This is a genomic window from Dactylosporangium roseum, assembly GCF_025264685.1.
Classification (GTDB): Bacteria; Actinomycetota; Actinomycetes; order Mycobacteriales; family Micromonosporaceae; genus Dactylosporangium; species Dactylosporangium roseum.
This window is the reverse complement of the sequence record NZ_CP073721.1, coordinates 1,245,012-1,258,045: the sequence shown is the minus strand read 5'-3', so window position 1 is coordinate 1,258,045 and position 13,034 is coordinate 1,245,012. Positions and strand designations below refer to the sequence as shown.

Here is a 13,034-nt window from a genome sequence, read left to right as displayed (position 1 = left end):
CCGCATGTCCGTGACCGTCCCGACCGGGAACTTCGTTGGCGCCCTCGCCGACGTCATCCCGTTCGCCTGCACCGACAAAGACCTGCCGTTCATCAACGCCGTCCGCATCGAATGGGACGGCGACCAGCTCCACACGCTCGCCACCGACATGTACGCCGTCGGCATCTCGTCGTACGCGAAGGACGACGACACGTGGGGCGTCGAGGTCGCCGAGGACGACCTGTTCACCGACTTCAACTCCGGCGACGACCCGTGGTCGATCACGATCTCCCTCGACGACGCGAAGGAGATCGTCTCCGACTACAAGCTCGCCCCGAAGTTGGGCCGGGTGCCGTTGACCGTCGACTACGACCACGAGCATGCCCGGCTGACAGTGAAGCGGGGCCGGGAGACCGGGCATCCGGCGAAGCGGACGACGGTGGAGGCGCTGCCGGCCGATGCCCAATTCCCGGACGTGCGGCAGGTGCTGGCGGACGCGTCGGTGACGCAGAAGGTGATGGGTCTGCGGTTCGACGCGAAGCGGCTGGCGGTGTTCTCGAAGGTGCGGCCGACGGGCCCGCTGGAGTTGACGTTCACCGGCGAGACGTCGGCGACGCTGGTCGCGATCGGTGACCGGTTCGTCGGGGCGGTCATGCCGGTGAAGGTCAACGACGAGGCGGAGGCCGCCTGATGGCCATCGACCCCGAGATCCGCGCCGAAGCGCTCGCCGGGCGGTGGGAAGCGGTGCTGTCCGACCTGGGCGGCCACGTCGAGCAGATCGACGAGTTGCGCGAATGGCATGAGGACGACCTCGGCGAGACGCGGATCTCGATCGTCCGCCGATCGGCCGTGCCGACCGGTCCGGATGCTGACGGCAACAGATACCTGCCGGTCAGGCACAACGGCGAAGACCTGCTCATCGAGTGGGGCGACTTCGAGGAGTACGACGAGGTCGAGGCCCGCTGGGTGCAGGCCGAGGCGATGGTGGCCGGGCTGAACGCGGCGGCAGGTGCCTGATGCGCCAGCAGTGGGTGTTCTTCCAGCCGTGCGGCTGCCCGTTCGGTGTGCTCGAGGCGGTCCGGTTCCCGCACTCCGGCGGGCCCGGGCGGGCACTGACCCGCTCCGAGGCGTGGCGCGACTTCTACGAGACGACCGCCGAGCGGAACACGGCGATGGACCGCGGTGTGACGTCGGAGCTGATGGACCACGACGTGTACGTCCGGGACGTGCTGCCGCAGATGCTCGGCTCCGCCACGTGCCCGCACAAGGCCGCCCCCTGAGACAAGCCGAGGCCGGTCCACCGACCCCCGAGCCGCGCGGACCGGCCACAACCTACCGAGGAGGATCTCATGAGCGACGAGAACAGCGCCATGGTCATGTACGTGCTCGGCTCCGACGAGCCGCGCGTCGACCACACCGCGCCGCCGGCCGAGCGGCTGCGGGCCGCCGCGAAGCGCGTCCGTGACGCGGCGGGCAAGGCCACGCCGGGCGCCGACCCGTACCCGGGCGGCTGGTCCGGCTTCGGCGACCCCGACCGTCACCGGTCGGCGCTGTACGCCGGCCCGGGTGTCGACGGCTACCGCACCGGCACCGTCGTCGAGGTCAAGGAGGACTGCGACGAGTGCGTGCCGATGTCGCAGGAGGACGCCGACTACATCGGGATGCTGCACCCGGCGGTCGGGCACGCGCTGGCCGACCTGCTGGACGAGATGGTGCAGTACGGGCTGTCGCCGCTGTGTGACCCCGCCTGGCCGCCGTTCGTGAAGGCCGTGGCGACCGCCGACCAGATCCTCGGCATCCCCGCCGAGCTGGCCCTGGCCGAGCACCTCGCCGGGACGGTGACCGCATGACCGCCGACGTCTGGCGTGCCATCCCTGGCACCCGCTGGCAGGACCGGGCCGCCCCGATGCTGCAGGACGACGCGATCGGCGTCGACCGGGAAGGCAACCCCGATCCGACGTCCACCGACCGGCGCTGGCTGTGGCGGCTGGAGGGCCGTCTCGCGGTCGGCGCCACCAACGAATGGCTCCGCAAGCTGCGGTGCGACCTGCAGGAGTACCTGCGGGAGACGTGCGTACACCAGTGGGACAACCCGGACGGCTACCACTACATCGAGCCGGAGAACCCGGCGACGCCGAAGATCCGGCAGTGCCGGTGGTGCGCCCACGTCGAGGACGTGAAGCCGTGACCGTCGAGATGAACTACCTGCGCGCCGCGCTGAACGTCGGCCACGGCAAGGAACGCGAGTACACGCGCCGCTACCAGCAGGCGCTCGACGCGATCCTCAACCTGTGCGAACCCCACGACACCCCGACCCAGCCGGGCGAGATCCAGCCCGGGTCGGAGTTCGGTCGCGGCTACCGGGCCGGGCTGCGCGCCCTCGCCGGGTCGGTCATCGCCGAAATGCAGCGACAGATCATCCCCGACGTGGACGAGGAGACGACGTCATGACCCTTCGTGGCATCACCATCCGCCCGCCGTGGGTGCACGCGATCACCGAGCCGCCGCTGCACCCCGCGTTCGGCGCCGGCTTCCCGAAGCGCACCGAAAACCGGGGCCGGCCGACCGGCTACCGCGGCGAGATCGCGATCCACGCCGGCGCCACCTGGTGCAAGGCGGGCCTCGCAGACGGTCGCGTCCAGCGGTACCTCCACGGCACGTACGTCGACCCGGCCGCACCCGGGTTCCTCGCGCTCGGCCTGGCCGTCGGTGCGGTCCTCGCCGTCGCTGACCTGGTTGACTGCCACCAGGCGGCACTCCTCGACGCGATCGGTGAAACGTGCTGCTGGCCGTGGGGCGAGCCGTGGCATGCGCCGGGCCGGCCCGCGTTCCACCTGGTGCTCGACAACGTCCGCTCGCTCGGCGAGCCGGTGCGCGTCGCCGGGCAGCTCGCCGTGCCGTGGACACTGCCCGGCGACGTCGAGGCGGCCGTCCGGGCACAGCTCACGGCGGTGGCGTCATGACCATCCACGAGACCCTCGACGCCATCTACGCGGAGCTGCCAGCCATCGAATGCCGAGGACAATGCCACGACTCGTGCACCAACATCGACATGACAGGTGTCGAAAGACGACGCATCGTCCAAGTCGCCGGCGTGACCATCCCTCGGCGGACCGTCCACGACCCAGTGATGCCTTGCCCTGCACTGACCATGTTCAAGCGCTGCTCCGTGTACGAGATCAGGCCCCTCATCTGCCGCCTGTGGGGCCTCACCAGGGTCATGCGCTGCTCGTATGGCTGCGTCCCCGAAGGCGGCTACCTGCCGGAGCCGGTCGCGCTGGAGTACATCGCCCGCGTCCACGAAGCTGCCGGCGAGCACGACCGGGCGGCCGAAATCCGAGCCGGGCTCGCAGACGGCTCCCTCGCGGCCTGGGAGGCGCGGCAGCGTGCGGCAGCGAACTGGCGCGAGTTCAACGAGGTCCGTGACCAGCGTCGTGCGGAGGCGGCATCGTGACCGCGCCCCGGTTCTGGTCCGACGACCTCGACGCCGACCTGCTCAAGGTCGTGCCCCGCGCCGCCGGGGTTCTCGACCAGGTCACCGCGCCGCTGTGGACGTACGGCGGCACAACGCACGGACGGCTCAACCACCCGTCCGTGTGGGGCAGCCACCGCGGCCCCGTCGCCTACTTCGGCGCCGACGACAGCGGCGCGTGGAAACCCGACAGCTACTGGACCGCCCAGCCGCTCGTCGAATGCACCTGGGCCGAGGTCGCCCGGGACGCATGGGTCCACAGCTACGTGATCGTCGTCGACTGGGTGCCGATCTGGAACGCCTGGCTGCTCGGCGGCACGTTCATGCGGCTCATGTACGACCTGCGCGGCTGGACACCACTCCCGGCCCGGGAAGCCGACCGGCTACGCGGGAAGGTGCTCGCCTCGCTGATCGCCGCCACCGAGCAACTGCGGGAGCACGTCGGGGCGGTGGCGTGATGATCCGCCGGACCTGCGCGTGCGGCGCCGTCATCGTCTGCGCCGACCTCGACGGGTGGGCCGTCTGGCTCGACAACCACCCCACCGACGACGGCATGTTCCGCGTCGTCGCAGGCCACGACGCGCCCTGGGTGGTCGTCGACCCGGCCGGGCCGTATCGGCGGCACACCTGCCACGTCGACCAGCCCGAGTCCGACCCACACGACGACCGGCGCGGACGAGACCGCACCCACCTCGCCGCCGACCGGGCCATCCCCGCCGTCCAGGCCGTCATCGCCGCCGGGACGCCCCTCACCGCCGAACAGCGGCAGGCCGCCCGGCTACGGCTCGCACACCCCACCGAGTCGTACCGGCAGCTCGCCCGGCGCGCGGGCGTCAGCAAAGGCGCATTCGACAACGCACTCCGCGGCGTCATGCGGCACGCCACAAACCTCACCCAACAAGCAGCCTGAGGAGGCTTCATGGCACAGGGAGACACCACCATCACCGTCATTGGCAATCTCTGCGATGACCCCGAGTTGCGTTTCACCCCGAACGGGGCGGCCGTCGCGAAGTTCCGTGTCGCGTCGACCCCGCGACAGTTCGACAAGGCCAGCAACGAGTGGAAGGACGGCGAGCCGCTGTTCCTGTCCTGCCAGATCTGGCGCCAGGCGGCCGAAAACGTGGCCGAGTCGTTGCAGCGCGGAGCGCGCGTGATCCTGTCGGGCCGGCTGAAGATGCGCAGCTACGAGACCAAGGAAGGCGAGAAGCGCACCGTCATGGAGGTCGAGGTCGACGAGATCGGCCCCTCGCTGCGCTACGCGACCGCCAAAGTCCAGAAAATGTCGCGCTCGTCCGGGGGCGGCGGCAACTCGGGCGGCGGCTTTGGCGGCGGCAACGACGGCGACCCGTGGGCATCAGCGCAGGCCAGTGTCGGCCAGTCGTCCAACTTCGGGGACGAGCCTCCGTTTTAGCAGGTCATGGGTGCCGCGCTGCTACGCGGCACCCACCCGAACCATCGACAACCCTCCCCAGGAGCATGCCATGACCAACCGTCAACCACGCCCCGCCTGCGCCACCGCGGGCGTCGACATGTACCCCGCCCCGTCCGACGACCTCGGCACTGCCCGTGCGGTCGCCGTCTGCGACACCTGCCAGATCAGGCAGGCCTGCGCCGACGGTGCCCTGGCCCGCCGCGAACAGTGGGGCGTCTGGGGTGGGCTCACCGAGACCCGCCGCCGCTCCATGTTCCGGCACAACAGGGTCCCCGCCCACATCGTCCGTGCGCCATCACCCGCGATGATCCGCCGCGAGGAGGTCGCCCGGCTCGCCGGGAAGCGCGTGCCGACAGAGGCCATCGCCGCACGGCTTGGCGTGACCGTCGACCTGGTCTGCCGCGACCTGCAGCGCCTGCGCAGCGACCGCCAGGCGGAGAAGCAGCAGGAACCCGCCGGGACGGTGGCCGCCTGATGGCCTCCGCGAGGTGGCGCGGCGCCACGGCGGGCACGTCGAGCGCTCCGAGGCGTGGGTGCTGCCCGGCGGCTGGGAGCTGCTCGGGCCGTGGGAGCGTCTGTCACCTGCCCCAAAGTCGGATCAAAGGAGCGCGACGTGAACTACATCGACAGGATCGCCGCCGAGCTCGGCGTGCTACTCGACGACTGCAAGCCGGACCTGCTCCGCCTCTACGCGCTGCTGGTGCTCGTCACCGGCGTCAACACCACCGAGGAGGCGGTTCACGACGCGTGGATCGCCTCGGCGTACCGCGACCAACCCGAACCATCGGTCGCTGGTGCCGTTCGGGGAGCTCACGCCGGAGGTGCGGGCGCTCGACACGCGGTACGCCGAGGCGATCCGGGCCGTGGCCGGCGAGCTGTGGGGTGACCGTGGCCAGGCCTGACGACGACCACGTCCCCCGCGCGATCGTCGGCGACGACGGGGAGGTGCTGGCGGTCGCGCATGTCTCCCCGGATGCCGGCCCGGAGGTGTTCGAGGCGCTGCGGGCCGTGGCTGAGGTGGTCCGGCGGGACATGGAGGCCGACGACACGCCGGAGCGGCGGGCTCGGTGGGAGGCGGCGCAGGCTCGGATCGGGGGGCGAAACGCGCGGCTGCTCGGTTGCGGAGGGTGAAGTGGGCCGTTGGCACGCTGCGGGGATTTACGTGCACTGGCGTCTCCAGTTGTGCATTGGCGTCCCTGACGCACCCGACGCAAGTGGATCAAGCTTGACAGAATCTATACACAGAGTGACGGTATTCGACCATTCATATACATGATGACCGATGTCCATAGTGGCGGCCGGACGGCAGTCACTTACCTAGGTTTCTTGCTACGGAGCAATTCTGTGGCCGGAATGGCGATCTCGAAAGGCTTCAGGAACTCGCCCGCGTTGCGGGTGGCGAATCGACTAGCGACCACGTAAGGTAACACCGTTGCTCGACTGGGCCTCGCGGAACCAACGATGGGGCGAACGCCCCGAAGAGCACTCGCCCCACCTACCTGTTGAACCGCCCGGCCTCGGCCAGGCAGCCCGGTCAGACGTCGCGCCAACGACGAACGACCAACGGTAAACCGTAGTGAACCTGGCTGGCATGTACAAGCGGCACGCCCGCAGCGCTCCAGAAGCGCAACCCTAGCCACCGTCGCACGGCACGCCAAGGGCGCCACCGAGAGCCGGTCCCGACACGAAGGGACCGCACCGTGCCCCTCTCCGACGAGAAAGAACGCGCCGTCCTGCTCATGCAGGAAGGCAACGCCCGATGGATGGGCGACCTCACCGCCGACGACCGGCGAGCCCTCACCGCGCCCGCCCGACACGGCTGGCTCCAGCAGCTCATGCAGGAGATCGACCCCGACGGCACGCTCCCGCCGGCCGAGGTCGAATTCCGGGCCCGGCAGCGGCGCCGCGAAATCATGGCCCGCATCTCCCGCCTCGGCGTCGAGGAACGGCTGCGCAAGAAAGCCGAACGCGAACGCCAGGCCGCCGCAGCGGCGCTCGGCGCGCTCGCCGACGCCATGGCCGAACACGAGCATCTGACCGCCTGAAAAGGCGGAACCCGGCCGCGCCCCACGCGAGCCGGGTCCAAAAGCCCACCATCGCCGCGAGCTAGACCCATCCTAGGCATCGATTGACCTCTTTGCCCAGTCGATACAGGTCCAGCCCGCCGACCAGCGGGAGCACCCCATGACCACACTGCACGACCTGACCCTCATCACCGACACTGACGCGACGGCGGACCCCTATCTCAAGTTCCTCCACGACAAGGTCGACTTCGACCAGGCGTACGGCTTCGACATCAACCCCGCCGACATCAACCCCCTGCTCAAGCCCCACCAGGCCGCCATCGTCAAATGGGCGGTCAGTGGTGGCCGGCGCGCCATCTTCGCCTCGTTCGGGCTCGGCAAGGCCCAACCTGTCGACGAGCCGGTCCTGGCCCCGCGGGGCTGGCGCCCCATCGGTGAAATCGGCGTCGGTGACGAGGTCATCTCAGTCGATGGCCGTTCGACGCGCGTCCGCGGCGTCTTCCCCCAGGGTCGCCGCCGCATCGTGACCGTCACCTTCACCGACGGCGCCGAGGTCCGCTGCGACGAAGACCACCTCTGGACCGTCGCGTCGGACTCGGACGTCTTCAACGAGCGGCCCTGGCGCACGCTCACCGCCCGCCAGCTCATGGAGAGCGGCCTGACTGAACCGTGCGGTCGTCAGCGTTGGCGAGTGCCGGTCGTCCAGCCCGTCGAGCACCCGGCCGCGAATCTCGCCATTGACCCGTACATCCTCGGCGTCCTGCTCGGCGATGGAACGTTCCGCTACCCGGGTGGACCGTCGTTCACCTCGGTCGACCCCGAAATCGCGGCCGAGGTCAAGAGCCGGCTGCCGCAAGGCATGCGGATCAGCCAGTTCAACCCCGACCGGAAGGTGTCGAGCTACCGCCTCGTCGTTGACGGTCACACCAACTGGAACAAGACCAACCCCTTCCTCAACGCGCTCAAGCACTGGACGTTGCAGGGCTGCCTCGCCCACCAGAAGTTCATCCCGGTCGAGTACATGACCGGCAGCGTCGCCCAGCGCCTCGACCTGCTGCGCGGCCTGATGGACACCGACGGGTTCGTCGGGAAGGACGGCACCATCCAGTTCGGCTCATCCTCGCCAGCTCTCGCGGACGGCGTGACGGCCCTGGTGCAGTCCCTCGGCGGCACCGCGCGTTGTTCGACGAAGATCCCGACGTACACCCACGGAGGTGAGCGCCGGCACGGCCGCGAGCACTACACGCTCACGTTGCGCCTGCCGAACGGCATCGTGCCGTTCCTGCTGCCGCGCAAGGTTGACCGCTGCCGCGATCGGTACTACGCACCACTGCGCAAGATCACGTCGATCGTTCCCGCAGCCGAGGCCGAGGCCGTCTGCATCTCCGTCGAGCACCCGTCGCAGATGTACGTCACGCGCGACTACGTGGTCACTCACAACACGCTCATGCAACTGGAGACGCTGCGGCTCATCCTCGCCAGCGACGGCGACCGCGCCCTCATCGTCTGCCCCCTCGGTGTCCGCCAGGAGTTCGCTCGAGACGCCGCCATGCTCGGCATCACCACCCGGTTCGTCCGCCGCTCCGAAGAGGTCGACGGGCCCGGCATCTACCTCACCAACTACGAGTCCGTCCGCGACGGCCGGCTCGACCCGAACCTGTTCGACGCGGCCAGCCTCGACGAGGCCTCCGTGCTGCGGTCGTTCGGGTCCAAGACGTACCAGACGTTCCTCACCCTGTTCGACCAGGTGAAGTACCGGTTCGTCGCCACGGCCACACCGAGCCCGAACCGGTACAAGGAGCTCATCCACTACGCCGGGTTCCTCGGTGTCATGGACTCAGGACAGGCGCTCACCAGGTGGTTCCAGCGGGACTCCACCAAGGCGAACAACCTGCGGCTTTACAGCCACAAAGAGGCCGAGTTCTACCTGTGGCTGAACACATGGGCAATCTTCCTGCAGAAGCCGTCCGACCTGAACTTCCCCGACGACGGATACATCCTGCCGCCGATCGAGGTCGTCTACCACGAGATCCCCGTCGACCACTCCGACGCCGGCACCGACCGCGACGGGCAGATCCGCCTGTTCAAGGGCGGCGACCCGCTCGGTGTCACCGGCGCGGCGAAGGAGAAGCGCGACACCCTCGACGCCCGGGTCGCGAAAATGGCCGAGCTCGTCGCCGAGGCGCCCGACGAGCACTTCATCCTGTGGCACGACCTGGAGGACGAGCGTCGCGCGATCAAGCGGGCGCTGCCCGAGGCGGCCGAGGTGTACGGCTCGCTCGACCTCGACGTCCGCGAGCAGCGGATCATCGACTTCAGCGACGGCAAGATCCGCCTTCTAGCCAGTAAGCCCGAGCTCAGCGGGAGTGGGTGCAACTTCCAGCGACATTGCCACCGGGCGATCTTCGTCGGGGTCGGGTTCTCATTCAACGACTGGTATCAGGCCATCCACCGGATTCAGAGGTTCCAGCAGGAGCACCCGGTGCGGATCGATATCATCTACGCCGAGTCGGAGCGGGAGGTCGTGCGGACCCTGCAGGAGAAATGGGTCCAGCACGAAGAGCTGACCTCGAAGATGACGCAGGTCATCCGGCGGCACGGACTCGACGCCGCAGGCGTCACCGAAGCCCTCACCAGGTCCATCGGTGTCACCCGCGTCGAGGAATCCGGCGACGGGTGGCTCGTCGCGAACAACGACTGCGTGCTCGAGACGCAGGGCATGGACGACAACTCCGTCGACCTGATCGTCACGTCGATCCCGTTCGCGAACCACTACGAGTACACGCCGTCGTACAACGACTTCGGTCACACCGACGACAACGATCACTTTTGGGCGCAGATGGACCACCTGACGCCCAACCTGCTGCGCGTCCTGCGACCGGGCCGGATCTACGCCTGCCACGTGAAAGACCGCATCCTGTTCGGCAACGTCACCGGCGCCGGCATCCCCACGGTGTCACCGTTCCACGCCGAGGCGATCTTCCACGCGCGGCGGCACGGCTTCGACTACATGGGCATGATCACCGTCGTCACCGACGTCGTGCGGGAGAACAACCAGACGTACCGGCTCGGCTGGTCCGAACAGTGCAAAGACGGCACCAAGATGGGGGCCGGTTCCCCCGAGTACATCCTGCTGTTCCACAAGCCGCAGACCGACCGCAGCAAGGGATACGCCGACGTCCCGGTTGTCAAGGACAAGGCCAACTACACCCGGGCCCGGTGGCAGGTCGACGCACACGCGTTCTGGCGCTCGTCCGGGAACCGGCCGCTCACACCGGAGGAGCTCGCCGCACTGCCGGCCGACCAGATGTCGCGGCTGTTCACCGAGCAGACGCTGCGCGAGGTGTACAACTACGAGCACCACATCGCCACCGGCGAGGAGCTCGAGCGAAAGGGCGCCCTGCCAGCGACGTTCATGTCGCTGGCGCCCGGCTCGCACCACCCCGACGTGTGGCACGACGTCAACCGGATGGTCACCCTCAACACGGAGCAGTCCCGGCGGGCGCAGGCGATGCACGTCTGCCCCCTGCAGTTCGACATCGTCGACCGGCTCATCAACCGCTACTCGAACCCCGGTGAGCTGGTCTTCGACCCGTTCGGTGGGCTGTTCACGGTGCCGGTCCGGGCGATGAAGCTTGGGCGGAAGGGCCGGGCGGTCGAGCTCAACAGCGGCTACTTCCGCGACGGAGTCGGCTACCTGCGAGCGCAGGAGCGGGAGCTGTCGGCACCGACGCTGTTCGACCTGATGGACCTGGACGCGGCATGACGACCGCGATCGCGACCAGGCTCGGTGGAGGCCGGCGCCTCCGCCGGGCCCGGCGGGTCGTCGTCCGGCGGCACATCACCGGCGACCCGCCAGACTGGCCGACCGTCCCCACCGTCGGCGGGCCCTGGACCGCCCGCACCCGCCGCGAAGCCGAAGCCCTCGCCGTCGGCTACACCGCCGGGCTCACCTCCGCCCAGCGCGACATCGAGGCCGCCTACTGGCGGGGCCGGGAGAGCCTCGCCGGCGAGCTCATGCCCGGCCTGCGGTTCGCGTGGGCCGGCGCCAGCACCGGAGCCCGCGCCGCCGCCTGGCGGGAAGTCCAGGCACTCCCCTGGCCCGAGATCCGGGACCGGCACCTACGGGCCCTCGACGCCGCCGCCACCCGGCGCAGGTGGGACACCACCACCCACGTGCCGCGGGACGGCGACACCATCCGGCGGGAGGCCGCCGCGTGACGTCCTTCGAGGAGCAGCTCGAGGCCCTCCAGCGGGCCGGCAGCGACGCGACCAGCGTCGACCGGCCCGCCGCAGCGGCCGCGCTCGCCGCCCCCGGCGAAGGACCGCCCACCCCCGAGCAGGCCGCCGAGGAACTGGCGGCGTTCAGCCCCAACGAGAACGCCGCCCGGAGCCGCGCCCGGCAGATCGCCAAGCTCGTCGCCGAGACCGGAGCCGAACAGGCTGTTCTCGGCGACTGGCGTGACCTGCTCAAAGGCCACGGGCATCTGTCGGTCGGCGAATTCGATGCCATCGTCAAGCAGGTCACCGACCGGCGCAAGAAGGAGCAGGAAGCCCGGGAAGCCGCCGAACGCGCGGCAGGGCACGCCGCCCGGCTCGACGCGGCGATCGCCCAGGGCGTCATCATGCCGTCGCCCGCGAACCCGCTCGCCGTCGCCCGGGCCCTCATGGACAAAGAGCCCCGGACCGCCGGACACCCGCACCGGGCATGGTGGCGCGACGACTTCTACCGGTGGGACAGCACCCGGTGGGTCGTCGAACCCGTTTCGTCCGTCCGGAAGTGGATCTACCGGGCGACCGAACACGCCGAATACGACGCCGGTGAAGTCCGCGGCATCGTGGCGTGGCAGCCCGACCGCGACAAGGTCAACAAGGTCGTCGACGCGCTCGGCACCGCCCTCATCCAGCGCGCCGCCGAAGACGAAGCCGAACACGTCATCGCCTGCACCAACGGCGTCTACGACCTCGCCACCCGCGAACTGCTCCCCCACAACCCCCGCCGGTTCAACCTCATCTCCCTGCCCTACGCGTACGACCCCGACGCCACCTGCCCCCTGTGGCTGCAGTTCCTGGACCAGGTGCTGCCGAACATCGAGGGGGTGCCGCCCGAGCAGCAGGGCCAGCAGTTCCTCCGCGAGTGGTTCGGCTACAGCCTGTCCGGGCGTACCGACCTGCAAAAACTGGCCTCGCTCGTCGGACCGCCCCGATGCGGCAAGGGCACCGTCGCCCGCGTCCTGAAGGCGCTCCTCGGCGAGGCCAACGTGGTCGCCCCCACCCTGCGCAACATGGCCGGGCAGTTCGGCGAGGAAAGCTTCATCGGCAAAACCCTCGCCATCCTCGGCGACGTCCGGTGGCACACGCAGGCCGCCGCGGAAGCGATCGACATCTTCCTCGCCATCACCGGCGAGGATGCCCACGACGTGCATCGGAAGAACCGCGTCGCGTGGCACGGCACGCTCGGCCTGCGCTTCCTGGTCATGTCGAACGACCCGCCCAAGTTCTCCGACGCGTCAGGCGCCCTCGCGATCCGCATGATCCAGCTCGTGTTCGAGCAGTCGTTCGTCGGCCGGGAAGACCCGGACCTGACTGACAAGCTCCTCGCCGAACTGCCCGGGATCTTCAACTGGGCCATCGACGGGCTGCGGACGCTCAATGCCCGCGGCCGGTTCGTGGAGCCGGCGTGCGGCACCGAGGTCAGTGAGCAGGTCCGGCGGGCGGCGTCGCCGGAGTACGCGTTCGTCGAGGACATGTGCACGCTCGGCGAGGACGACCGGGTGCTGCTGGACACGCTGTACCTGGAGTTCACGCGGTGGTCCACGCGGGAGGGCCGGCAGCATGTCACCCCGAAGGAGACGTTCGGCGCGAACCTGCGGTCGGCGCATCACGGCAAGGTCCGGGTCATTCGGCCCGGGAAGCGCGGCGAGCCGCGCCCCTACTACGTGCAGGGGTTGCGTCTGGGTCAGGAGGAAGGCGACGACGCCGAGGCGGACCGGCCGGACACCGGACACCAGCCGGCCCTGATCGACGAAGTGCCCACCTGCGGCACGTGCGGCTTCGAGTACGACACCCAATCCCATGCGATCAACTGCCTCGGGGAGCGACCGTGAACCCGCCGCGGTGGGTGCCG

General features: G+C 69.6%; 18 protein-coding genes and 1 pseudogene. All 19 read left to right on the top strand.

The features are described from left to right. The first annotated feature begins 4 nt into the window (after window positions 1-4). Window positions 5-670 carry a hypothetical protein gene (locus tag Drose_RS06520; RefSeq protein ID WP_260727278.1) on the top strand — a complete coding sequence of 222 codons (666 nt, stop codon included), beginning with the start codon at window positions 5-7 and terminating at the stop codon, window positions 668-670. After that, a complete protein-coding gene (locus tag Drose_RS06515; RefSeq protein ID WP_260727277.1) occupies window positions 670-996 on the top strand; it encodes a hypothetical protein in 327 nt (108 codons plus the stop codon). The genes Drose_RS06520 and Drose_RS06515 overlap by 1 nt, the downstream gene beginning before the upstream one ends. Continuing rightward, a complete protein-coding gene (locus tag Drose_RS06510) occupies window positions 996-1,259 on the top strand; it encodes a hypothetical protein (protein ID WP_260727276.1) in 264 nt (87 codons plus the stop codon). The genes Drose_RS06515 and Drose_RS06510 overlap by 1 nt, the downstream gene beginning before the upstream one ends. A gap of 69 nt (window positions 1,260-1,328) precedes the next feature. Then, window positions 1,329-1,829: a hypothetical protein gene (locus Drose_RS06505; RefSeq protein WP_260727275.1), complete on the top strand. Its 501-nt coding sequence runs from the start codon at window positions 1,329-1,331 to the stop codon at window positions 1,827-1,829. Continuing rightward, on the top strand, window positions 1,826-2,167 hold the full coding sequence (locus Drose_RS06500) for a hypothetical protein (RefSeq protein WP_260727274.1): 342 nt from the start codon (window positions 1,826-1,828) through the stop codon (window positions 2,165-2,167). Before Drose_RS06505 ends, Drose_RS06500 begins: the two co-directional genes overlap by 4 nt. Continuing rightward, a complete protein-coding gene (locus Drose_RS06495; RefSeq protein WP_260727273.1) occupies window positions 2,164-2,430 on the top strand; it encodes a hypothetical protein in 267 nt (88 codons plus the stop codon). The genes Drose_RS06500 and Drose_RS06495 overlap by 4 nt, the downstream gene beginning before the upstream one ends. Next, entirely contained in the window at window positions 2,427-2,942 is a 516-nt protein-coding gene (locus Drose_RS06490; RefSeq protein ID WP_260727272.1) for an ASCH domain-containing protein, read from the top strand. Before Drose_RS06495 ends, Drose_RS06490 begins: the two co-directional genes overlap by 4 nt. After that, complete coding sequence (locus Drose_RS06485; protein WP_260727271.1) at window positions 2,939-3,433, top strand: YkgJ family cysteine cluster protein; 495 nt, start codon at window positions 2,939-2,941, stop codon at window positions 3,431-3,433. Before Drose_RS06490 ends, Drose_RS06485 begins: the two co-directional genes overlap by 4 nt. Further along, window positions 3,430-3,909: a hypothetical protein gene (locus Drose_RS06480; RefSeq protein ID WP_260727270.1), complete on the top strand. Its 480-nt coding sequence runs from the start codon at window positions 3,430-3,432 to the stop codon at window positions 3,907-3,909. Before Drose_RS06485 ends, Drose_RS06480 begins: the two co-directional genes overlap by 4 nt. After that, window positions 3,909-4,361, top strand: coding sequence for a hypothetical protein (locus Drose_RS06475; protein ID WP_260727269.1), 453 nt, complete (start codon window positions 3,909-3,911; stop codon window positions 4,359-4,361). The genes Drose_RS06480 and Drose_RS06475 overlap by 1 nt, the downstream gene beginning before the upstream one ends. Window positions 4,362-4,370: 9 nt before the next feature. Beyond that, the gene (locus tag Drose_RS06470) at window positions 4,371-4,862 is read left to right on the top strand and encodes a single-stranded DNA-binding protein (protein WP_260727268.1); all 492 of its coding nucleotides are present in this window, start codon (window positions 4,371-4,373) and stop codon (window positions 4,860-4,862) included. A 70-nt stretch (window positions 4,863-4,932) separates the two neighbouring features. Further along, complete coding sequence (locus tag Drose_RS06465) at window positions 4,933-5,358, top strand: WhiB family transcriptional regulator (RefSeq protein ID WP_260727267.1); 426 nt, start codon at window positions 4,933-4,935, stop codon at window positions 5,356-5,358. Window positions 5,359-5,412: 54 nt separating this feature from the next. Next, window positions 5,413-5,601: pseudogene (locus tag Drose_RS39330) on the top strand (hypothetical protein); the annotation flags it as partial. 76 nt (window positions 5,602-5,677) lie between these two features. Beyond that, entirely contained in the window at window positions 5,678-5,785 is a 108-nt protein-coding gene (locus Drose_RS39325; protein WP_425545098.1) for a hypothetical protein, read from the top strand. Further along, window positions 5,772-6,014, top strand: a complete 243-nt coding sequence (locus Drose_RS06455) for a hypothetical protein (RefSeq protein ID WP_260729986.1) — start codon at window positions 5,772-5,774, stop codon at window positions 6,012-6,014. The genes Drose_RS39325 and Drose_RS06455 overlap by 14 nt, the downstream gene beginning before the upstream one ends. Before the next feature lie 569 nt (window positions 6,015-6,583). Continuing rightward, a complete protein-coding gene (locus Drose_RS06450) occupies window positions 6,584-6,928 on the top strand; it encodes a hypothetical protein (RefSeq protein WP_260727266.1) in 345 nt (114 codons plus the stop codon). A gap of 139 nt (window positions 6,929-7,067) precedes the next feature. Continuing rightward, window positions 7,068-10,673, top strand: coding sequence for a DNA methyltransferase (locus Drose_RS06445; protein WP_260727265.1), 3,606 nt, complete (start codon window positions 7,068-7,070; stop codon window positions 10,671-10,673). Continuing rightward, on the top strand, window positions 10,670-11,128 hold the full coding sequence (locus tag Drose_RS06440) for a hypothetical protein (RefSeq protein ID WP_260727264.1): 459 nt from the start codon (window positions 10,670-10,672) through the stop codon (window positions 11,126-11,128). The genes Drose_RS06445 and Drose_RS06440 overlap by 4 nt, the downstream gene beginning before the upstream one ends. After that, window positions 11,125-13,014: a DNA primase family protein gene (locus Drose_RS06435; protein ID WP_260727263.1), complete on the top strand. Its 1,890-nt coding sequence runs from the start codon at window positions 11,125-11,127 to the stop codon at window positions 13,012-13,014. Before Drose_RS06440 ends, Drose_RS06435 begins: the two co-directional genes overlap by 4 nt. The last annotated feature ends 20 nt before the right edge of the window (window positions 13,015-13,034 follow it).